The 19,374-nt window shown below is 71.6% G+C and carries 23 protein-coding genes and 1 pseudogene; 12 read left to right on the top strand and 12 right to left on the bottom strand.

Annotated elements, in window-relative coordinates:
* Positions 1–100: 100 nt before the first annotated feature.
* On the top strand, positions 101–433 hold the full coding sequence (locus OG371_RS05675; protein WP_329066254.1) for a hypothetical protein: 333 nt from the start codon (positions 101–103) through the stop codon (positions 431–433).
* A 39-nt stretch (positions 434–472) separates the two neighbouring features.
* On the opposite strand, the gene OG371_RS05670 is transcribed toward OG371_RS05675, so the two are convergent.
* Entirely contained in the window at positions 473–1,213 is a 741-nt protein-coding gene (locus OG371_RS05670) for an alpha/beta hydrolase family protein (protein ID WP_329066252.1), read from the bottom strand.
* A 12-nt stretch (positions 1,214–1,225) separates the two neighbouring features.
* Positions 1,226–2,671 carry a xylulokinase gene (locus OG371_RS05665; protein WP_329066249.1) on the bottom strand — a complete coding sequence of 482 codons (1,446 nt, stop codon included), beginning with the start codon at positions 2,669–2,671 and terminating at the stop codon, positions 1,226–1,228.
* Between the two features lie 48 nt (positions 2,672–2,719).
* Between OG371_RS05665 and OG371_RS05660 the strand changes: the two genes are divergently transcribed.
* Complete coding sequence (locus OG371_RS05660) at positions 2,720–3,538, top strand: class I SAM-dependent methyltransferase (protein WP_329066247.1); 819 nt, start codon at positions 2,720–2,722, stop codon at positions 3,536–3,538.
* A gap of 98 nt (positions 3,539–3,636) precedes the next feature.
* On the opposite strand, the pseudogene OG371_RS05655 reads toward OG371_RS05660, so the two are convergent.
* Positions 3,637–3,777 (bottom strand): annotated as a pseudogene (locus OG371_RS05655) (TetR family transcriptional regulator); the annotation flags it as partial.
* 159 nt (positions 3,778–3,936) lie between these two features.
* Entirely contained in the window at positions 3,937–4,113 is a 177-nt protein-coding gene (locus tag OG371_RS05650; RefSeq protein ID WP_329066245.1) for a CsbD family protein, read from the bottom strand.
* Positions 4,114–4,241: 128 nt separating this feature from the next.
* On the opposite strand from OG371_RS05650, the gene OG371_RS05645 reads away from it, so the two are divergent.
* Entirely contained in the window at positions 4,242–5,723 is a 1,482-nt protein-coding gene (locus OG371_RS05645; protein WP_329066244.1) for an amidohydrolase family protein, read from the top strand.
* 207 nt (positions 5,724–5,930) lie between these two features.
* Positions 5,931–6,140 (top strand): TOBE domain-containing protein, encoded by a 210-nt coding sequence (locus tag OG371_RS05640; protein WP_329066243.1) that lies wholly within the window; start codon positions 5,931–5,933, stop codon positions 6,138–6,140.
* Positions 6,141–6,256: 116 nt separating this feature from the next.
* Here the strand turns inward: OG371_RS05640 and OG371_RS05635 are convergent, their stop codons facing one another.
* Genes OG371_RS05635 through pdhA form a run of 3 tightly spaced genes read right to left on the bottom strand, consistent with a single transcriptional unit; the run spans position 6,257 to position 9,665 of the window.
* A complete protein-coding gene (locus OG371_RS05635; protein ID WP_329066242.1) occupies positions 6,257–7,522 on the bottom strand; it encodes a dihydrolipoamide acetyltransferase family protein in 1,266 nt (421 codons plus the stop codon).
* The gene (locus OG371_RS05630; RefSeq protein WP_329066241.1) at positions 7,522–8,565 is read right to left on the bottom strand and encodes an alpha-ketoacid dehydrogenase subunit beta; all 1,044 of its coding nucleotides are present in this window, start codon (positions 8,563–8,565) and stop codon (positions 7,522–7,524) included. The genes OG371_RS05635 and OG371_RS05630 overlap by 1 nt, the downstream gene beginning before the upstream one ends.
* Positions 8,562–9,665 carry a pyruvate dehydrogenase (acetyl-transferring) E1 component subunit alpha gene (pdhA, locus tag OG371_RS05625; protein WP_329066240.1) on the bottom strand — a complete coding sequence of 368 codons (1,104 nt, stop codon included), beginning with the start codon at positions 9,663–9,665 and terminating at the stop codon, positions 8,562–8,564. Before pdhA ends, OG371_RS05630 begins: the two co-directional genes overlap by 4 nt.
* A 171-nt stretch (positions 9,666–9,836) precedes the next feature.
* Here pdhA and OG371_RS05620 point away from each other — a divergent pair, with 171 nt between their 5' ends.
* Positions 9,837–10,289, top strand: coding sequence for an Lrp/AsnC family transcriptional regulator (locus OG371_RS05620; protein WP_329066239.1), 453 nt, complete (start codon positions 9,837–9,839; stop codon positions 10,287–10,289).
* Here the strand turns inward: OG371_RS05620 and OG371_RS05615 are convergent.
* Entirely contained in the window at positions 10,286–11,113 is an 828-nt protein-coding gene (locus OG371_RS05615; RefSeq protein WP_329066237.1) for a helix-turn-helix transcriptional regulator, read from the bottom strand. The two genes, OG371_RS05620 and OG371_RS05615, sit on opposite strands and share 4 nt — an antisense overlap.
* Before the next feature lie 101 nt (positions 11,114–11,214).
* Here OG371_RS05615 and OG371_RS05610 point away from each other — a divergent pair, with 101 nt between their 5' ends.
* From OG371_RS05610 to OG371_RS05600, 3 genes are all read left to right on the top strand, one after another.
* Positions 11,215–12,306, top strand: a complete 1,092-nt coding sequence (locus OG371_RS05610) for an LLM class flavin-dependent oxidoreductase (RefSeq protein WP_329066236.1) — start codon at positions 11,215–11,217, stop codon at positions 12,304–12,306.
* Positions 12,303–13,277, top strand: coding sequence for an NmrA/HSCARG family protein (locus OG371_RS05605; RefSeq protein ID WP_329066234.1), 975 nt, complete (start codon positions 12,303–12,305; stop codon positions 13,275–13,277). The genes OG371_RS05610 and OG371_RS05605 overlap by 4 nt, the downstream gene beginning before the upstream one ends.
* A 305-nt stretch (positions 13,278–13,582) precedes the next feature.
* A complete protein-coding gene (locus OG371_RS05600; RefSeq protein WP_329066233.1) occupies positions 13,583–14,002 on the top strand; it encodes a hypothetical protein in 420 nt (139 codons plus the stop codon).
* 1 nt (position 14,003) lies between these two features.
* On the opposite strand, the gene OG371_RS05595 is transcribed toward OG371_RS05600, so the two are convergent.
* The 3 genes from OG371_RS05595 to OG371_RS05585 all read right to left on the bottom strand — a co-directional run bounded on the left by OG371_RS05595 (position 14,004) and on the right by OG371_RS05585 (position 15,917).
* The gene (locus OG371_RS05595; protein ID WP_329066230.1) at positions 14,004–14,498 is read right to left on the bottom strand and encodes a GNAT family N-acetyltransferase; all 495 of its coding nucleotides are present in this window, start codon (positions 14,496–14,498) and stop codon (positions 14,004–14,006) included.
* A gap of 106 nt (positions 14,499–14,604) precedes the next feature.
* A complete protein-coding gene (locus OG371_RS05590; RefSeq protein WP_329066228.1) occupies positions 14,605–15,333 on the bottom strand; it encodes a VOC family protein in 729 nt (242 codons plus the stop codon).
* A 59-nt stretch (positions 15,334–15,392) separates the two neighbouring features.
* Positions 15,393–15,917, bottom strand: a complete 525-nt coding sequence (locus OG371_RS05585) for a TetR/AcrR family transcriptional regulator (protein ID WP_329066226.1) — start codon at positions 15,915–15,917, stop codon at positions 15,393–15,395.
* Positions 15,918–16,010: 93 nt separating this feature from the next.
* On the opposite strand from OG371_RS05585, the gene OG371_RS05580 reads away from it, so the two are divergent.
* The 4 genes from OG371_RS05580 to OG371_RS05565 all read left to right on the top strand — a co-directional run bounded on the left by OG371_RS05580 (position 16,011) and on the right by OG371_RS05565 (position 18,493).
* Entirely contained in the window at positions 16,011–16,907 is an 897-nt protein-coding gene (locus OG371_RS05580; RefSeq protein WP_329066224.1) for a TIGR03564 family F420-dependent LLM class oxidoreductase, read from the top strand.
* A 30-nt stretch (positions 16,908–16,937) separates the two neighbouring features.
* Positions 16,938–17,159 (top strand): hypothetical protein, encoded by a 222-nt coding sequence (locus tag OG371_RS05575; protein ID WP_329066222.1) that lies wholly within the window; start codon positions 16,938–16,940, stop codon positions 17,157–17,159.
* A gap of 83 nt (positions 17,160–17,242) precedes the next feature.
* Entirely contained in the window at positions 17,243–17,935 is a 693-nt protein-coding gene (locus tag OG371_RS05570; RefSeq protein WP_329066221.1) for a GNAT family N-acetyltransferase, read from the top strand.
* Between the two features lie 99 nt (positions 17,936–18,034).
* On the top strand, positions 18,035–18,493 hold the full coding sequence (locus tag OG371_RS05565; RefSeq protein WP_329066220.1) for a DUF2269 family protein: 459 nt from the start codon (positions 18,035–18,037) through the stop codon (positions 18,491–18,493).
* Here OG371_RS05565 and OG371_RS05560 read toward each other — a convergent pair.
* Positions 18,462–19,322, bottom strand: coding sequence for an alpha/beta hydrolase (locus tag OG371_RS05560; protein ID WP_329066218.1), 861 nt, complete (start codon positions 19,320–19,322; stop codon positions 18,462–18,464). The two genes, OG371_RS05565 and OG371_RS05560, sit on opposite strands and share 32 nt — an antisense overlap.
* Positions 19,323–19,374: the final 52 nt, after the last annotated feature.

The raw sequence follows: 19,374 nt of genomic DNA, 5'->3' as shown, positions 1-19,374 counted from the left end.
GGTCCACTGAGGACAGACGGGCGGGACGGGCCGAAAGTACGAGCGGTTCCGGCCGTCCGGGTGAGGCGCGTCCAGGGCCGGCGGGACGAGACTCCCGGGCATGAGGAAGATCGTCCTGCTCGGCCTCGTGGCGCTGGGGCTCAGCGCCTGCGCGGCCCCGCCCACCGTCGACGCCGAGTTTCGCGTGGAGGGCAAGGGAACCGCGCAGCTGACCTACCAGTTCCCCGGCTCGAAGCTGCCGGAAGTGGTGACGACGCAGCTGCCGGTGATCATCAAGCGCACGCCGGAGGGCTCGGGCCCGGTGACGCTGAGCGTGCGGCCGGCGTCCGGGATCGTCACCTGCCGGATCGTGCTGGAACACAAGGAAGTCGCGAAGCAGACCGGCGGCAACGTCGACTGCCGCGCCGACCTGCCCGGCTCCGCGCCGAACTAGCTCGTGAGTGTTTATGACGGTTCTAACCGGCATAAACACTCACAAGCGGGCCAGCCAGGCGCGGACGCGCGGCCAGGCCTCGCCCTCGAGGTCGGTGACCTGGAAGTGGCTCAGGCCCGGCAGCTCGACGTAATCGATCGGGTCGCCCGCGGCTCGCGCGGCGGCGACGTACGCGCGGCTGTGTTCCACCGGCACGCGGACGTCGGCGTCGCCGTGGACGATCAGCTGCGGCAGGCCCAGCGGGAGGCAGGTCAGCGGGGACGCCCTGGGGTCGGGGGCGGTGAGGAAGAGGTCCGTCGCTTCCTCGCCCAGGCCTTCGGCGGAACTGCGTGGCAGGTCCGTGAGCGGCGCGAGCCCGACGGCCGCGGACAGCCCGGTGCGCGCGGCGGCCAGCAGGGCCAGATGTCCGCCCGCGGAGTGGCCGATCGCGACGGTCGGCAGTGCTGAACCAGCCGCGGAGACAGCCGGAGCGGACACAGCCGCAGTGGATACAGCCGTAACAGACACAGCGTCGGCGCGAACGGCGGCGATCGCGGCGAGGACGTCGTCGAGGCTCTGTGGCCAGCCGCCGCCGTCGCCTTCGGTGCGGCGGTACTCGATGTTCACCGCGAGCCAGCCGGCCGCGGCGAGGTCGGCGCACAGGGCGTCGAGCTGGTGCAGGTCGTGCCGGGCGCGCCAGAAACCGCCGTGCAGCACCAAAGCCGTGCCGCGCACCGGTTCGGCGCCGTGCACCTCGACGAACTGGCTGGGCTCGTCGCCGTAGCGGATGGTCCTCGTCATCCGGCCATTACATCAGCCGTCGCGGAACGTGGCGAGGTGCGAGTGGGCCTTCGCCAGGCCGTCGTACGAAGCGCGGTACGCCTCGTACAGCGGAGTCAGGTCCGTCTCCGGTTCGAAGACGCGCTCGACGGCGACGGTCGCTTCGGCCGCCGTTTCCACATCGCTGTACAGGCCAGCGCCGACGGCACCCAGCAGGGCCGCGCCGAGCGCGCCGCTGTCACGCACTCGCAGCCGTTCGAGCGGGCGGCCGATGACGTCCGCGTGCAGTTGCGTCCAGAGGTCGCTACGCGCTCCGCCGCCGGAAAAGGTGAGGGACGGCAACGGGCTGCCGCAGGCCTCGTCCACCGCCTCCAGCACGTGCCGGGCGGAGCAGGCGACTCCCGTCAGCACGGCGCGCGAGAGGTCCGCGCGGCTGGTGCCCGAGCCGAGCCCGAGGAAGCTGCCGCGCACGTCGGCGTCCCACAGCGGCGCCCGTTCGCCTTGCAGGTACGGCGTGAAGACCACCCCCGGCGAGCCGTCGGCGGCCGAGGCGAACACCCCGTCGACGCTCTGGCCGGAGACCCGGCCCCACCACCGCACCGCGTCGCCGGCGGCCTGCGTCGGCCCGGCGTGGACGAAAAGCCCGTCGCGCGGGGGAAACCGGACCAGTCCGCGTGTCGCCGCGCCCTCCCGTGACGCGCCCGCGACCACCAGCGACGTGCCGCACAAGACCATGCCCCGGCCGGGTTCGGTGGTGCGGGTGCCGAACACCGAGCCGAACGCGTCCATGGTGCCGACCACGACGGGCGCGCCGCCCAGCTGCGGCGAAGGGCCCAGCGGGGTCTCGGGTTCGAGGAGTTCCGGCAGCCGCCCGGCCAGGCCGTCGACGAGCGCGACGGCCTCGGGCAGGTAACCGTCCGCGTCCGCGATCCGGACGCCGGAAAGCTTGTCCGTGGCCACGCACCCGGTGAGCCGAGCGCCGATGAAGTCCTTGGGGCTCAGCAGCCAGCGCGCCCGGGCCCACCGTTCCGGCTCCTCGCGGGCGAACCACGCCGCGCGGGCGCCGGCGAACGACGCGTCCAGCACCACCGGGCCGCCCCAGATGCGGGTCTTCTCCTCGGCGGTGAACCGCGCGTCCAGTTCCCGGGCGACACCGGCGCACCGCTGGTCCTGCCAGATCACGGCCGGGGTCAGCGGGTTCAGGTCGGCGTCGACGAGCAGGTGGGTGTTGACCTGGCTGACGATGCCGGCCGCGCGCACGGCGCCGGGCGGGAGTCCGGAAAGGACGGCCCGCATCGCCGTCACGCAGGCGCGCCACCAGTCCTCCGGGTCCTGCTCGGCCCAGCCCGGCCGGGGCCGGGTGATCGGGTACGCCACCGAGTGCGCGCCGACCGGCCGTCCGCTTTCCGCGAACGCCGCGACCTTGACCGCGGTCGTGCCGACGTCGATGCCCAGCAGCACCGCCTCGCCGTTGTCCATGCCCCCACACATACCAAACGCGCGGCCCGCCCGCGCTACGTTCGGAGCATGACCGCATCCGTCGAGGACTTCCTGCGCCGCTACCACGACCGCAATCCGGACGGCCAGTCCAAGGTGGGCCTCTCCGGGCACGTCGTCGGCGATGGCCGGAAGAGCTACGACGTGCTGGCCGACCGGGTCGCCGGGGCGCGGCGGGTGCTCGACCTCGGCTGTGGTGACGGGGTACTGCTGGAGATCCTGGCCGGCCGCGGCGCCGAGGTGATCGCGGGCATCGACCTCTCCTCGGGCGAGCTGGCCGCGGCCCGCCGTCGTCCCGCGCTGGCCGGCGCCGATCTGCGCCAGGGCCGCGCGCAGGAACTGCCGTTCGAGGACGGTTCGTTCGACGCGGTCGTGTCGCACATGGCGTTGATGCTGATGGCGGACGTGCCGGTGATCGCCGCGGAGGTCGCGCGGGTGCTGGCGCCCGGTGGCACCTTCGCGGTCGCCGTCGGGGCCGGCCCGGCGGATGCGGCGGAGGTGTTCCTTTCCCTGGCCCGGCCGATGTTCGACGCGGTCCCGAAGGAACGGCAGCTGCCGAAGACGGGCGATCCCCGGACCCGCCGCCGTGACGGCCTCGACGAACTGCTGGCGCCGGCCGGTTTCGAGCCGGTTTCGTGGGACACGCTGGTGCTCGACCTCGGCGGTCCGGCGGACGAGGTCTGGCACCGGTGCTGCGAAACCTACTATCCGGTGTCCACATTGGACGAAACGCAGCTGGCCGAGCTGCGCGCCGCTTTCGAGGCCTCGACCCGCGAGCTGCTGACCGAAGACGGCCGGCTTCCGTCCGGGGCCAAGATGAGCCTCGCCGTTACGCGGCTGCGGAGCTGATCTCCGACGGCGCGCCGAACCAGCGAGCGAGCGCGGCGAGGTCCGGCTGCTCGTCCGAAGACGCCAAAGCGACGCGTCGCTTTGGCCACCGTCCGGGCCGAAACGCCGGCCTCGGCCGCGATGCCGTCGATGGTGACCTGCCGCAGCCCGCGCTCCACGGTCAGCCGGACGGCGGCCCAGCTGATCTGCGTGCGGGTCTCCTGGTGGCGGCGGTCCCGCAGGCTCGGTCGGTCGGGCATGGGCCCACGGTGGCCAAAACTTGCGCAACACGCAAAGAGTGCGCGTTACGCAAATTTAGCGGGAACGGACAAACGGGCGCCGAGGCTGAGGCCGGCCGGAGACGCACCGGAGCCCCGAGACCCACACGGGCCCCGGGGCTTGGCGGGAAAGGGGGAAGGTCAGTCCTTGACACCCTTGACGGCGTCCTTGACCTTTTCGGCAGCCTGCTTGAGGTTGCTCTTGCCCTGCTCGGCCTTGCCTTCGGCCTCCCACTGCTCGTTGTCCGTGGCCTTGCCGACGGTCTCCTTGGCGCGGCCCTTCAGCTCTTCGGCCTTGTTCTCCATTTTGTCGCTCATCTTCAATTCCCTCCGTTGGTCCGTACTCATCGGCTACCCGTCTCCGGAGGGGCCGAAACTCCTCCTTGTCCAGCCCGGCTGATCACCCCTACGTTGGGCAGGCCGGAGCCCCGTGTGCAGGAGCGATCGTGACCAGTTCGTCGGAAAGTTTCCCGCTCGTGATCAGTGGCGGCCGGGTCATCGACCCGGAGAGCGGCTTCGACGCCGTCGCGGATGTCGGCATCAGTGACGGCACTGTGGGCGCGGTGTCGGCCACGCCGCTGGAGGGCGCGCAGCGGATCGACGCGACCGGGCTGGTGGTCTGCCCCGGGTTCGTCGACCTGCACAGCCACGGCCAGGCCATTCCCGAACAGCGGCTTCAGGCGCTGGACGGCGTCACCACTGCGCTCGAGCTGGAAGCGGGCACCACCCCGGTCGCCCGCGCGTACGCGAACGCGGCCGCGGAAGGCCGCCCGTTGAACTACGGCTATTCAACGTCGTGGGCGCTCGCGCGCATGGCCGTGCTCGCCGGCGCGCCGCTCGACGGGCCCGCAAACACCGTGATCACGCATCTGGGCAACCCGGCCTGGCAGGTGAACGCGTCGCCGAAACAGCGGGCGGCGATTTTCGAGCACCTGTCGGCCGATCTTTCCGCCGGGGCGCTGGGCATCGGCGTGCTCGCCGGGTACGCGCCGCACCTCGATCCCGCGGAGTACCTGGCTGTCGCGGAGCTGGCGGCGGAGGCCGGGCTGCCGACGTACACGCATGCGCGCCCGCTCGTCGAAGCGGACCCGGACGTGCCGATCGACGGCGCCGAGGAGATCGTCCGTGTCGCCGGGCAGACCGGCGCGCACATGCACTACTGCCACGTGAACAGCACCTCGGCGCGCCAGGTCGACCGCGTGCTGGGGCTGGTGGAGCGCTGCCGTCTCGAAGGCGCGATGGTGACCACCGAGGCCTACCCGTACGGCGCCGGCTCGACCGCGATCGGCGCGGCCTTCCTGTCCCCGGAAAACCTGGCGCGCCAAGGGATCCGCACCGACACGCTGGTGCTGGTGGCCACCGGCGAGCGGATCGCCGACGCCGCCCGGCTGGCCGAGGTCCGCAAGACCGACCCCGGCGCGTTGACGGTGCTGCACTTCCTCGACGAGGACGACCCGGCGGACCGCGCGCACCTGGACCGCGCGCTGCTGTTCGAGGACACCGCCGTGGCCAGCGATGCCATGCCGCTGACCTGGACCGGCACGAGGCCGGACCCGCTGACCTGGCCGTTGCCGCCCGGCGCGCTCGGCCACCCGCGTGGCGCGGGCACCTTCGCCCGGGCGTTGCGCCGCCTCTACCGCGAGACGGGGAAGCTGACGCTGTCCGAGGCGATCGCGCGCTGCTCGCTCGTGCCCGCGCAGGTGCTGGACGAGGTGGTGCCCGCGATGCGGCGCAAGGGCCGCCTGCGTGTGGGGACCGACGCCGACATCGTGGCGTTCGACCCCGAGCGCGTCACCGACCAGGCGTCCTACGCGGACGGCACCCGGCCGTCGCTCGGCATCCCGCACGTCCTGGTCAACGGCGTCCCGGTCGTCCGCGACGGCGAGATCGTGCCGGACGCGCTGCCGGGCCGGGCGGTGCGCGGCTGAGCTGGTTGTACGGACGCGCCCGGGGCGTCCGAAGTCACAGCAATGCGCGGGTGCCGGTCGCCGGTGTCACCGGGCCCGCAGCTGCGGTGACGGAGGCGTGACTATCGACGCAGCCCCCAGCTCACGGTCGTCACAGGGCCGACGCGGCGGCCGGAAAACGCCTACGGTTACGGCGTTCCGACCCTCCCAGCTCGAAGGACCGTCCACATGCGCCTGTCCACTCGCAACCAGCTCACCGGCACCGTCTCGGCCGTCAAGCCCGGCTCGGTGATGACCGTCGTGACCGTGCAGCTCGACGGCGGCCAGTCCGTGACCGCCTCGATCACCAAGGACGCCGCCGAGGAACTCGAACTCGAGGTGGGCAAGCCGGTCACCGCGCTGGTGAAGTCCACCGAGGTCATGCTCGGCGTCGAGTGAGGCGGTTGCCGCGCGCAGCGGATGACGCTTCCGCTGCGCTGAGTGCGGCGAAAGCGTCATCCACTGCATCGAGCCGGCCCGCACAGCAAGCCCGCAACCTTTTCCGGACACGTGAGTTAGACGTTCCGCAGCAGTCGCAGGGGTGATTCGACGCAGTCGGCGACGAAACGCAGGAAGCCGCCCGCCGTGCCGCCGTCGCAGGCGCGGTGGTCGAAGGCCAGCGTCAGCTCGGTGATCTTGCGCGGCACCACCTGGCCCTCGACGATCCACGGCCGGTCGATGATCCGCCCGATGCCCAGGATCGCCACCTCGGGGTGGTTGATGATCGCGGCGGAACCGTCGACCCCGAAGACGCCGTAGTTGTTGATGGTGAAGCTGCCGCCGGTCAGTTCGGCCGGCGCCAGCTCGCCCGCCCGCGCGCGCTCGGTCCGTTCGGCCAGCGCCGCGGACAGCTCCTCGACGGTCAGCGCGTGGGCGTCCGGCACCACCGGCACGACCAGGCCGCGGTCGGTCTGCGCGGCGAAGCCCAGCTGGACCGCCGACGGGACCACGATCTCGTCACCCTCGATGCGCGAGTTCAGCTCCGGGAAGCGGCGCAGGCCGGCCAGCGCGAAGCGGGACAACAACGCCAGCAGGCTGACCTTCGGCGCCGAAGGGTCGGCGTTCAAGGCCGCACGCAGTTCCAGCAACGGGGTCGCGTCGACATCGACCCACACCGTCGCCTCGGGGATCTCTCTGCGTGAGCGGGTGAGCTTGTCGGCGACGGTCTTTCGGATGCCCCGCAACGGAATCCGGTACTCACCGGGAACCTGGGGAATCTCGGCAGGCGCTGCGACCGGCATCGCGGCCGGCACTGCGGCCGCGCGCTCGACGTCGGCCCGGCTGATCAGCCCGCCGGTGCCCGAGCCGGTCAGCGTGCGAATGTCCACACCGGACTCCTTCGCCAGCCGCCGCACGAGCGGGGAGACGACCCGGATCCGGTCCTGGGCGGACTTCGGCGCGGCGTGCACCGCCGGCCGCGCCGAGCCGCGCGGGCGCCGGACCCGACGGGCCTGAGCAGTGCCGGTGCCGTAGCCGATCAGCACGTTCCCGCTGCCTTCGGCCGCTTCCGACGGGGCCGGTGTCACCACTCCCGGCTCGGCAAAAGCGCCCTCTTCCACGGTGATCAGCGGGGTTCCGACGGCGAGCGTGTCACCCGCCGCGCCGTGCAGCGTCGCCACGCGCCCGGCGAACGGCACGGGGACCTCGACGCTCGCCTTGGCCGTCTCGACCTCCACCACCGTCTGGTCGACGGTCACGGTGTCGCCCACCGCCACGTGCCACGCGACGATCTCGGCCTCGGTCAGTCCCTCGCCTAGGTCCGGCAGTTTGAAAACGGCCATCACGCACCCCCGCCGGCCGCCGCGGCGCTGTCGTCCCACTGCAGCCGCTCGATCGCGTCCAGGATCCGGTCGATCCCCGGCAGGTGGTGCTGCTCCAGATTCGGTGCGGGATAAGGAATGTCGAAGCCCGCGACGCGTAGCACCGGCGCCTCCAGATAGTGGAAGCAGGTCTCCGACAGCTGCGCCGCGACCTCCGCGCCGTAACCGCAGAACCGGCTCGCCTCGTGCACCACGACCGCGCGGCCGGTGCGGCGCACGGACGCGGCGACGGTGTCGAGGTCGAACGGCGAGAGGCTGCGCAGGTCGATCACTTCGGCGCTGTAGCCCTCTTCCTGGGCGGCCTCGGCGGCTTCCAGCGTGGTGCCGAGCGCGCCGCCGTAGGAGATCAGCGTGAGGTCGGTGCCCGGCCGGCGCACGACGGCGCGGTCCAGCGTCGAGCCGTGGTGGTCGAGCCGCGCGGTCTCCTTCTCCCAGTACCGGCGCTTCGGCTCGAGGAAGATCACCGGGTCCGGGCAGTCGATCGCCTGGCGCAGCAAGGCATACGCGTCGGCGGGCGAGGACGGCGTGACCACTCGCAGGCCGGCCGTGTGGGTGTAGTAGACCTCGGAGGAGTCGCAGTGGTGCTCGACGCCGCCGATGCCGCCGCCGTACGGGATCCGGATCACGATGGGCAGCTCGACCCGGCCGTGCGTGCGGTTGCGCAGCTTCGCCAGGTGGCTGGTGATCTGCTCGAACGCCGGGTACGCGAAGGCGTCGAACTGCATCTCCACGACCGGGCGCAGGCCGTTCATGGCCATGCCGATGGCCGTGCCGACGATGCCGGCCTCGGCCAGCGGCGTGTCGAACACGCGGGCCTCGCCGAAGCGGGCGGCGAGCCCGTCGGTGACGCGGAAGACACCGCCGAGCGTGCCGACGTCCTCGCCGAACACGAGTACTCGCTCGTCCTCGGTCAGCGCGTCGGCCAGCGCGCGGTTGAGCGCGCCCGCCATGGTCAGGGTGTCCAGATCTGGCGCAGTGGACACCGGTTCGGCGATCGCGGTCATGCCTGGTCCCCGGTGGTGAGTTCGGCGGTCAGCTCGGCGGCCTGCTGCCGCAGGGCCGCGGTCGGCTCGGCGTAGACGTGGCGGAACAGCTCCGCCGGGTCGAGTTCGGTGTCGACGTTCATCCGCTCGCGCAGCGTGGCCGCCTCGGCCTCGGCGCGGGCGTCGATCTGCTGCTGACGGGCGTCATCGAGCAGTCCGCGGTCGGTCAGGTACTGCTTCAGCCGGGCGATCGGGTCGCGGGCCAGCCACTGCTCGACCTCGGCGCGGTCGCGGTAGCGGGTGGCGTCGTCGGCGTTGGTGTGCGATTCCACGCGATAGGTGACGGCTTCGATCAGCGTCGGGCCTTCGCCGGCGGCCGCGCGGGCGACGGCCTGCTCCACCACCGCGTGCACGGCGGCGGCGTCGTTCCCGTCCACCAGCACCGACGGCATTCCGTAACCGATTCCCTTGTGCGCCAAGGACGGCGCCGCGGTCTGCTTCGCGAGCGGGACGCTGATGGCGTACCCGTTGTTCTGCACCAGGAAGACCACCGGCGCCTGCCAGACGGCGGCGAAGTTCAGTGCCTCGTGGGTGTCGCCCTCGCTGGTCGCGCCGTCGCCGAGCAGGACGAGCGACACGGAGTCCTCGCCCTTGATCCGCGCGGCGTGCGCGAAGCCGACCGCGTGCAGGGTGTTCGTGGCCAGCGGCGTGCACTGCGGCGCGACGTTCGCGTGGTACGGGTCGTAGCCGCAGTGCCAGTCGCCGCGCAGCAGCGTCAGCACCTCGACGGGGTCGACGCCGCGGGCGACCACGGCCATCGAGTCGCGATAAGTGGGGAAAAGCCAGTCCTGCGGGCGCAGCGCGAGAATCCCGCCGATCTCGGCGGCCTCCTGCCCGCGCGCGGACGGGTAGACGGCCAGCCGGCCCTGCTTCGTCAGCGCCGTGGCCTGCGTGTCGAAGCGGCGGCCCGCGACCATGCCCTGGTACAGCCGCAGCAGCACCTCGCCGTCCGGCAGCTCCAGCGCGGGATCGGGCACCGGGCCGCCGTCGGCGGCGATGAGCCCGAGCGGTTCCGCGCTGGGCAGCAGGTGCGAGGCGGCGGCACGTTCCGTGGTAGTCACCGGCAGCTCCGATCCGACGATTCGACGTGAAGACGGTTAAGTCGAATCCTCACCCTCGGGCGATCAGGTATCCAGAGATCCCGATCAAGTGTGGAATAATGGCTCGTTGACCTGATCTGGGCTGGACGAATGGTGTCGGGAGAGGCGCGGATGCCCGAGTCGGATGGACGAATGGCGGCGGCTCTCGGCGGAGCCGACTCAAAGCTTGACGAGGTCGACCTGAAGCTGATCGCCGAGCTGAAGGCCGACGGCCGGGCGTCGATGCGCGCGCTGGCCGAACGCGCACACATTTCGCGCGCGGGCTGCTACACGCGGGTGGAACGGCTGCACCGCGAAGGCGTGATCACCGGGTACGCCGCGGTCACCGACCCGCGCCGGATGGGGCAGGGCCTGTCCGCGTACGTCTACCTCAAGGTCACGCAGAACTCCTGGCGCACCGTCCGCACGGCGCTCAAGCAGATCGCCGAGATCGAGCACGGCGGCCTCGTCTCGGGGGACAACGACCTGATCCTGTTCGTCCGCACCCGCGACGCGGACAGCCTGCGCGACCTGGTCTTCGAACGGCTCCAGTCGATGCCGGACGTGCTCTCGACCCACACCGTGCTGGTGTTCGACGAGCTTTAGGAGACCAGCGAGCCCAGCAGCGCCAGCCGTTCCGCCGAGGGCGAGCCGGGCTCGGCGCCGCTGAAGATCAGGCGCTGGCCGGGGTCGTCGGGCAGACGCAGGCTCTCCTCGTTCAGGGTGAGCCGTCCGACCAGCGGATGGTCGTACTCGCGCACCGAGTGCAGGCATTCGGCCACCGGGTGGGTGGCCCAGATCCGCGCGAACTCCGGGCTTTTGATGCTCAGCTCCCCGACCAGCTCGGCCAGCAGCGCGTCGTCCGGCTGGTCGCCCGAGGCCATCCGCAGGTACGCGACGGTGGCGCGGGCCTGGCTCTCCCAGTCCACCAGCAGGTCGCGCATCGACGGTTCGAGGAACATCCGCTTGGTCATGTTGGGCCGCCCGCCGGGGTCGACGCCCAGCAGGGCGAACCCGAGCCGGTTGCCGCCGAGCAGGTCCGCGCGGCGGCCGACGATGATCGCGGCCTGTCCGGTGGTGCTCTCGGCGAGCGCGTGCACCGCGGGGCGCACCGTTTCCGGCCCGATTTCACGACGGGCGACTTGCGCGGGCCAGGCCAGGCGCAGCAGGTGCAGCCGTTCGCTCTCGTCGAGGCGCAGCGCGTTCGCGATCGCCTCCATCACCGAGTCGGACATCTGGTGGCTCTCGCCCTGTTCGAGGCGGGTGTAGTAGTTCACGCTCACGCCGGCGAGCTGCGCGACCTCCTCGCGGCGCAGCCCGGGCACCCGCCGCGGGGTGCCGTACGTCGGGACGCCGGACTCCGCGGGGGACAGCGCCGCCCGGCGGGAGCGCAGGAAATCCCCGAGTTCGGTGTACCGCTGCTCGCTCATATCCCCATCCTCATCCTGGGCTGTCGGCCCTGCCGTCCCCTGCCGTGGGTACCCACCGTGTGGTGAGGCGCGGGAGGTACGTGAGGGTTCAACCTCATGGCATGACGAAGTATTCGACGGGTGCCCCGGCCACCGGGATCACCCTGGGTTTGGACACTTTCGGCGACGTCCTCGCCGACGACCACGGCGCCCCGGTGAGCCACGCCGAGACGATCCGCGGGCTGGTCGAGCACGGCGTGCTCGCGGATCAGGTGGGGCTGGACTTCTTCGGCATCGGTGAGCACCACACCGTCGACATGCCGCTCTCGGCGCCGGACGTGGTGCTGGCGGCGATCGCGGCGAAGACGTCGCGGATCCGGCTCGGCTCCGCGGTCACCGTGCTCAGCTCCGACGACCCGGTGCGGGTGTTCCAGCGCTACTCGACGCTCGACGCGCTCTCCCACGGCCGCGCGGAGGTGATCCTCGGCCGCGGCTCCAGCACCGAGTCGTTCCCGCTGTTCGGCTACGACCTGGCGGATTACGACGAGCTGTTCGAGGAGAAGGTCGACCTGTTTTCGCGGCTGCTCGAAGAGAAGCCGGTGACCTGGTCGGGCCGGATGCGCCCGGCGCTCACCGGGCAGGAGGTCGTGCCGCGCACCGAGGCCGGGCCGATCCCGGCGTGGATCGGGGTGGGCGGCAGCCCGGAGTCGGTGCTGCGGACGGCGAAGTACGGGATGTCGCTGATGCTCGCCATCATCGGCGGGCCGTCCTCGCGGTTCCGGCCGTTCGCCGAGCTGTTCCGTGAGGTGCAGCGGCGGCTGGACAAACCGCAGCGCGCGATCGGCATCCACTCGCCGGGCCACGTCGCCGACACCGACGAGGCCGCGCGGGAGGAGCTGTACCCGCACTACGTCGAGGTGCTCACGCGGGTCTCGCGCCAGCGCGGCTTCCGCGCGCCGACCCGCGAGACCTTCGGACAGGAGGTTTCCGAGCACGGCTCCTGGTACGTCGGCTCACCGGAAACCGTCGCCCGCAAGATCGCGGCGACGCTCAAGACCCTCGGGGCTTCGCGCTTCGACCTCAAGTACGGGCTTGGCGGGGTGCCGCGCGGTGCGGTGCTTCGCAACATCGAGCTTTACGGGACCCGGGTCGCGCCGCTCGTGCGCGAACTCGTGGCAGAGAACATCGAAGAGAAGGAAGGCAGCAAGTCATGACCGACAAGAAGATCATCGCTGTAGTGGGAGCGACCGGTTCGCAGGGCGGTGGTCTGGCGCGCGCGATCCTCGACGACGCGCAGGGGCCGTTCGCCTTGCGCGCGGTGACCCGCAACGCGGACTCGCCGGCGGCGAAGGAACTGTCCGCGCGCGGCGCTGAAGTCGTCGAAGCGAACCTCGACGTGTACGACTCCGTCCGGCGCGCTTTCGACGGCGCGTACGGGGCGTTTGTCGTCACCAACTTCTGGGTGCAGCGCACCCCGGAAGAGGAGGCGGCGCGCACGCGGGCGCAGATGGAACTGGACCAGGCCGCGACCGCGGCGCGCGCGGCGAAGGACGCGGGCCTCAAGCACGCCGTCTGGTCCACGTTGGAGGACACCCGGCCGCATTTCGCGCACCTGGGCAGCGAGTTGCCGGACCTGCTGGACGTCTACAAGGTGCCGCACTTCGACGCGAAGGGCGAGGCGAACGCGTTCTTCACCGACGCCGGCGTGCCGACCACCTTCCTCGAGACGACGTTCTACTACGAATCGTTCCTGGCCGGCCAGGGCCCGAGCCGCGACGCCGACGGTCAGCTCGTCCTGACGAACCCGATGGACGACAAGGTGATGGCGCTGGTGGCGTCGGAGGACATCGGGCGCACTGCGTATGGCATTTTTCTGGCGGGCAGCCGGTATGTCGGGCGCACTGTGGGTCTGGCCGGCGCGCACTACACGGGTGACGAGTTGGCGGAACTGTTCACGGGGGTGTTGGGGGAGAAGGTGGTTTACCGTCCGCTGAGCCACGCGCAGGTGCGGGCGGCGGGGTTCCCGGGGGCGGAGGAGGTGGCGAATATGTACCAGTTTTACGCCGATGCTTCGGACTCGTTCATTGCGGCGCGTGACCTTGAGCGGGTTCGGGAGATCAATCCGCGGTTGAAGTCGCTGGAGGACTGGTTGGTGGAGCACAAGGGGGAGATTCCGGTTGGTTGAGCGGGATTTCGGGTGGCGGTCGTTCTGGGCGAGCGGAGTCGTGGGCGGCGGTTGTCTCGAGCGGAGCGGCCTTCGCTCGGGCTGGCGGCGCTGAGGGTGACATCGTTGTCCCGGGTGGGTTGCCTTCGCGCCGGTCGGCGGCGGTGGGTGACACCGTTCACCCCGCCGGGTGGGTCCGTCGGCTGCCGGGCCGGGGGTGGGTCGTGGAAATCCGCTCTGGCATTGAAGAACCAACCCGTGATCGCCCAGTCGGGTTTGGCTGCTTCGTGGTTCACTCGCCGCACTTTCGCGGAAGGGAGTGAATCATGCGGCCGAGCACGGCGACCGGGCCTCTGCGGCACTGGGCGCCCGAGGTCGGGGACGCCGAGGTGGCCTTCGCGTGCCCGTCGCTGCCCGGCGCCCCCGCCGACGCCCTGCCCCGCGTGTGGCCGGGCCGCGGCCTCGGCCTGCCCGAAACGGACGTGCCCGGCCTTGTCACCGCCCTCGGCACAGTGATGGCGACGCCGCAGTTCTGGCGCGCCCGCCGCTCCGGCGCGGGCCGTGGCAGTGAGCAGATCTGGTCCGTCCCCCACACCGACCCGGCCGACGGCTTCCTCTACGTCGTCGGCCCCTGCGGCCGCTGGAACAACACCGCGGGCTACCGGCCGGTCCACTCCTTCGCCATCCCCCTCGGCGACGTGGGCGGGCTGCGCAGCCGGCTGGCCGCCCACCTGCACACGGGGTGAGTCAGCGCTGTTTCACCAGGAACACAGCATGCGCGATATGCCCCTCCACCGGTCCGGGCTGGTCGACGAGGCGGTAGCCCGCCCGCTCGTACATCGAGATGTTGCGGGTGCTCTTGGCGCCGGTGAACAGGGTGAACCGCCGTAGCTCGGCGGGGGCCTGGTGTTCCACGTGGGCGAGCAGGAAACGGCCCAGGCCACGGCCGGCGAGGTCCGGGGCGACCATCAGGCGGCCTACTTCCCAGTCTTCGCCGTCGATTTTGCCGCGGACTGCGCCGATCAGGCGGGGGCCTTGCCGGACGGTCCAGACGCGCCACGTCCTCGTCCCTTCGCGGACGTCGTCGAGGCTTTCGTGCAGGGCGGGGATTTCCAGGGTGTTGTTCAGCAGCGCTTCTTGCAGCCAGCAGCAGCGCTGCAGCACCAGCAGTTCCGGCGCGTCCGCCTCGGTCGCGGCCTGCAGGCGGGTGTCGGGGAGGCCGGTCAGCTCTTCTAGGTCCACCTCATCTGTCTAGCCACCTTTCGCGCGGGCCGCAATGAGGTAAAGCCAGGGCCAGGGGCATGCACTGTGGACGGTGGGACAGACAGCTGGGCCGGGCAAGCGGGGCTCAGGCCCGGGTGATGGCGGTGAACTCCGTGCCGAACGGGTCGGTGATCGCCGCCATGCGGCCGTACGGGGTGGGCGCGGCGGGCTGGGCGGTGCCGCCCGCAGCGACGGCTTTCGCGACTGTCGCGTCGGCGTCGGCTACCTCGAAGGTGGTGGCCCAAGACGAAACCGTGGCGTCCGGGGCGGCGAAGATGCCGCCGATCTCGTGGCCGTCCGGGCGGCGCAGGAAGGTGAAATCGGCGCCGGGCAGGTCCTGGTTGCCGTCGAGGGTGAAGCCGAAGACGGCGCAGTAGAAGTCGCGGGCCTTGGCCGCCCCTGGGGTCAGCAAGTCGTTGCGTACCAAGGTGTCCGGCTCGTTCACCAGGCGGCAGCCGGGGAAGCCGCGACCGTGCCACAGGCCGAACCGTGCGCCGGTGGGGTCCAGCGCGAACGCGGACCGGCCCCGTCCCGTGACGTCGTGCGGCTCGGTCAGCAGCGTGCCACCGGCGGCGGTGACGGCCGCGGCGGTCGCGTCGACGTCCTCGGTCGCCAGATGGACGTCCCAGCCGGGACTGTTCGGCGAGGCCACCCGCAGGCCGGCGACGGGCAGGCCGCGCAGCAGGCAGTCACCGCCGTCGAACTCCCAGCCGAACACGCGGCCGTAGAACTCCCGCGCCCGCTCCAGGTCCGGCACGGCGAGGTCGACCCAGGTCGGGGTGCCCAGCGGCTGGTTGCGGTCCACGCTGCTCATCGGGATTCCTTTCGACGGTGTGCTCGTAAGCTAATCCGCCATCAGGACAGCTGCGGTCCTCAATCCGCACGGAGTCCGTCGAGCATCACGACGGTCAGGTAATCGTCGGCGCGCGCGCCCGGGCGGCAGACCACCACGCTCAGCAGTCGCACCACCTCGCGCGGTGGGACGTCCGTCCGCAGCGCGCCTTCCTTCTGGGCCCGCTCGACGAGGTCGGCCAGCAGGTCGTCGACGGAGCGTTCCAGCTCGGCCAGCCCGGCCTCCTCCGGCACCAGCTCCGAAAGCGACTTCGCCAGCGCCAGCGGCAAAGTCGCACAATGCCGGACGATCGCCTGCAGTTCGTCCCACGCCGAGTCCTCGCGTTCACGCGCGGCTCCGGCGAACTCCGTCATCTCGCGCAGCGCACTCACGCCGATCTCCAGCGCGAGCGCCTGACGGTCCGGGAAGTGCCGGTAAAGCGTGCCGACGCCCAGGCCCGCCGCCGCGGCGATCTCGCACATCTGCACGTCGGGACCGCGCTCGGCGAACAGCCGCACGGCGCTCGTGACGATCCGTTCGCGGTTGCGCACCGCGTCCGCCCGCATGACCAGCCCCTTCCCAGTAAGCGGAATTACGCGTTCAGCTTAGTGTAGGGTCGTCGGCACAAGGTGAATTCAGGATTCCGTTTGGGGGCAGTCGTGAAGATCGGGCTTTACTCCGCTCGTCCGCAGGGGCTCGACGCCGTGGTCGAAGAGGCCGCGGCGGCCGAGCGCCTGGGGCTGGACAGCGTGTTCCTGCCGCAGCTGACTTCGTGGGACGCGCTCACGCTCGCGGGGCTCGTCGGGCAGCGCGTGCCTCGGATCGGCCTCGGCACGGCAGTAGTGCGCACTTTCGCGAGCCATCCGCTCGCGCTGGCGGGCCAGGCGCTGACCGTGCAGGCGGCTGTCGGCGGGCGGCTGACGCTGGGGATCGGGCCGAGCCACCGGGAGGTCATCGAAGGCCAGTACGGCCTGTCCTACGACCGCCCGGCCCGGCACATCCGCGAGTACCTCCAGGTGCTGCAACCCTTGCTGCGGGGCGAGACTGTCGACTTCCGCGGCGAGACGCTGGCCGCCGCCGGGACCGTCGACGTGCCGGGAGCCGAGGCGCCGTCGGTGCTGGTGTCCGCGCTCGGGCCGGTGATGCTGCGCCTGGCCGGCGAGCTGGCGGACGGCACGGTGACCGTGTGGACCGGCGCCGATCTGCTGGGCGACGACATCGTGCCGAAGGTGACCGCGGCCGCGCGCGAGGCGGGACGGCCGTCGCCCCGCGTGGTGGCGACGGTGATGGCCAGCGTGACCAGCGATCCCGGCCGCGTCCGTGCGGACATCGCCACGCGCTTCGGCCAGGCCGGTGCGTTCGCCAGCTACCGGCGAGTGCTTGCGGCGCAAGGGAAATCCGGGCCGGAGGACACGGTGGTGGCCGGTTCCGAGCGGGAGGTGGCCGCCGAGCTGCGGCGGTTCGCCGACGTCGGCGTCACCGAGCTGGTGATCAGCCCGGTCGGCGACGAGGAGGAACGCGTCCGGACCGTTTCGACCGTTTTGCGATTGCGCTGACGCTTCCGCGGCGAAGGGGGAAAGCGGGTGATGGCTGGAGCTGCTCTGTCCGAAGTGGACGGTGGCACCGAGCTGAGCCTGGTACACCATCTCGACGGGACCGACGGGACCGACGGCGTCGGCGAGATCGGCCCCGGCTGGGAGTACTACCTGGACCTGCTGGTCGCCGCCCGCGAAGACGCGCCCGCGGTGTCCTTCGACGACTACTACCCGGCGATGAAGCCGTACTCCGAGGCGCTTGTCACACGGTGATTCACCATGTGGGATTCGCTGGCGGCGGACGTCTCGCCGAACGCATCCTGGGTCGGGATCCCGATCACGGAATGGCAGGCAGGATGAGCACGTCGCCGCTGGACAACCCGGCGTGGGCGGCCCTCTCGGGGCCACACGCGCACTTCGCCGAGCAGAAGGGCCAGGTGCTGCGGTACCCCGTGGACGTCAGCCCGTTCCTCGCCGTCCCCGACGATCCGGACGAGCACCTCTGGCAGGACATCGCCGACCTGGCCGGGCCCGGCGCGACGGTGGTGATCGTCGGTGGCGCGGGCGCGCCGCCGGAGGGGTGGACGCGGCTGAACGACACCCAGGGCGTCCAGCTGGACGGCTCGGGGCTGGTGACCGGCGACGATTCCGGCGCGGTACGGCTGGGCGAAGACGACGTGCCGGAGATGCTCGACCTCGTCGCCAAGACGCAGCCCGGGCCGTTCCTGCCGCGGACCGTGCTGCTGGGCACCTATCTGGGCATCCGGCACGAGGGCGCCCTGATCGCCATGGCGGGGGAGCGGCTGCATCCGCCCGGCTGGACCGAGATCAGCGCGGTCTGCACCGACCCGGCGTTCCGCGGCCGCGGGCTGGCGGCCCGGCTCGTGCGCGCGGTCGGCGCCGGGATCCGGGCTCGGGGCGAGACACCGTTCCTGCACGCGGCGGCGTCCAACGTCCACGCCATCCGGCTGTACGAATCGCTCGGGTTCCGGCTCCGGCGGGAGCTGATCTTCTCCGCCGTCCGGGTGCCGGGATCCGCCGAGTCCTGATCGGACGGCCGTTTTCCGGGGCCGGTGGCGAGAATCCGGCGGAACGAGGCGAACGAGCCGGTTCCGGGCGGGCCGGCGGCGGGGCTAGCGTGATCGTTCGTGAGCAAAGTCTTCCTGTCGATCCACGTGCTGGCGGCGATCCTCGCCGTCGGGCCCGTGGCCGTGGCCGCCAGCATGTTCCCCGCCGCCCTCAAGCGCGGCGACACCGGCACGCTGCGGCTGCTTCACCGAATCTGCCGGGTTTACGCGTGGGTGGGGATCGCGGTGCCCCTGTTCGGGTTCGCGGTCGCGGGCACCATGCACGTCACCGGCGACACCTGGGTGCTGGTGTCCATCGGGCTGACGGCCGTCGCGGCGGCCGTGCTGGTGCTGCTGGTCCTGCCGGGGCAGCGCACGGCGCTGGCCGAGCCCGAAGCCGAGGCCGCCGGCGGGGTCGCGACCGCCGTCGACACCCGCCTCGCGGCCCGGCTGGGCATGGTCACCGGGGTGTTCAACCTGCTGTGGGCCGTGGTGACCGTGCTGATGATCATCCGGCCGGGCTCGTCGACCGGCGTGTGACGCTCTCGGCCAGGATCCCCGCCAGCTCGGACGGCCGCAGCAGCGCGCGCAGGTGGCCGCTGTCGAGGGAGTGCACGTCGAACGGGTTGGCGGGGGTGAGCGCGTCGGCCTCCGCGACGAACCGGTCCTGCAGCGCGACCGGGATGCTCTGGTCGCCGGTCAGCCGCACGTAGCTGTGCGGCACGCGGCCCCAGGTGTCCGCTTCGGCGCGGTCGCTGCCCGCGTCGAGGCACTCGTCCGGTTCGAGGGTGGCGAGGAAGGCGTAGAACTCGCTGTCCGTGCCGTCGGCGAGCAACGCGCGCTTCAGCGTGGCCAGCAGCGCCGGGTCGGTGGTCCGCCAGTTCATCCGCAACGCGCCGACCTTCGCCGGGTCCCCGGCCACGAGGCCCGCGACGTCCATCAGCGCGCTCGACGCGTTCTCCGGGCTGGCCAGGTACTCGCCCGCCGTGCTGTCCACGCAGCACCAGGCCGACACGTAGACGATGCGTTCGAGCAGTTCCGGCACCGCGTTGGCGACGCTCGTCAGCATGAACCCGCCGCGGCTGTGCCCGGCCAGCACCACCGGCCCGTGCTCGCGGGCCCGCCGGACGACGTCGATCACGTGCGCGACCCCGTCGGCGTGCGTGACGCCGGCCAGCGGCGACGGCTCTTCGGCGAAGGCCGCCTGGTCCTGGGCTTGGAACGCCGCCGAGAACCCGCCGCCGTTCCCGTGCCCGGGCAGGTCGACGGCCAGCGAACGGTGGCCGAGCAGCGCCAGCTCCCGCTGTAGCGGGGCGTAGTACTGGCCGTTGCCGTTGGAGCCGTGGACGAGCACGAAGGTCGGAGTCATGGTGCCGATCTTGCCCGGTTGTGACCGTTTTGTCTCCGGGATTGCCCGAAGT

Origin of the sequence: Amycolatopsis sp. NBC_01480 (assembly GCF_036227205.1) — a bacterium.
Lineage (GTDB): Bacteria > Actinomycetota > Actinomycetes > Mycobacteriales > Pseudonocardiaceae > Amycolatopsis.
The sequence above is the reverse complement of the archived record's forward strand: the minus strand, read 5'-3'. Positions and strand labels throughout refer to the sequence as shown.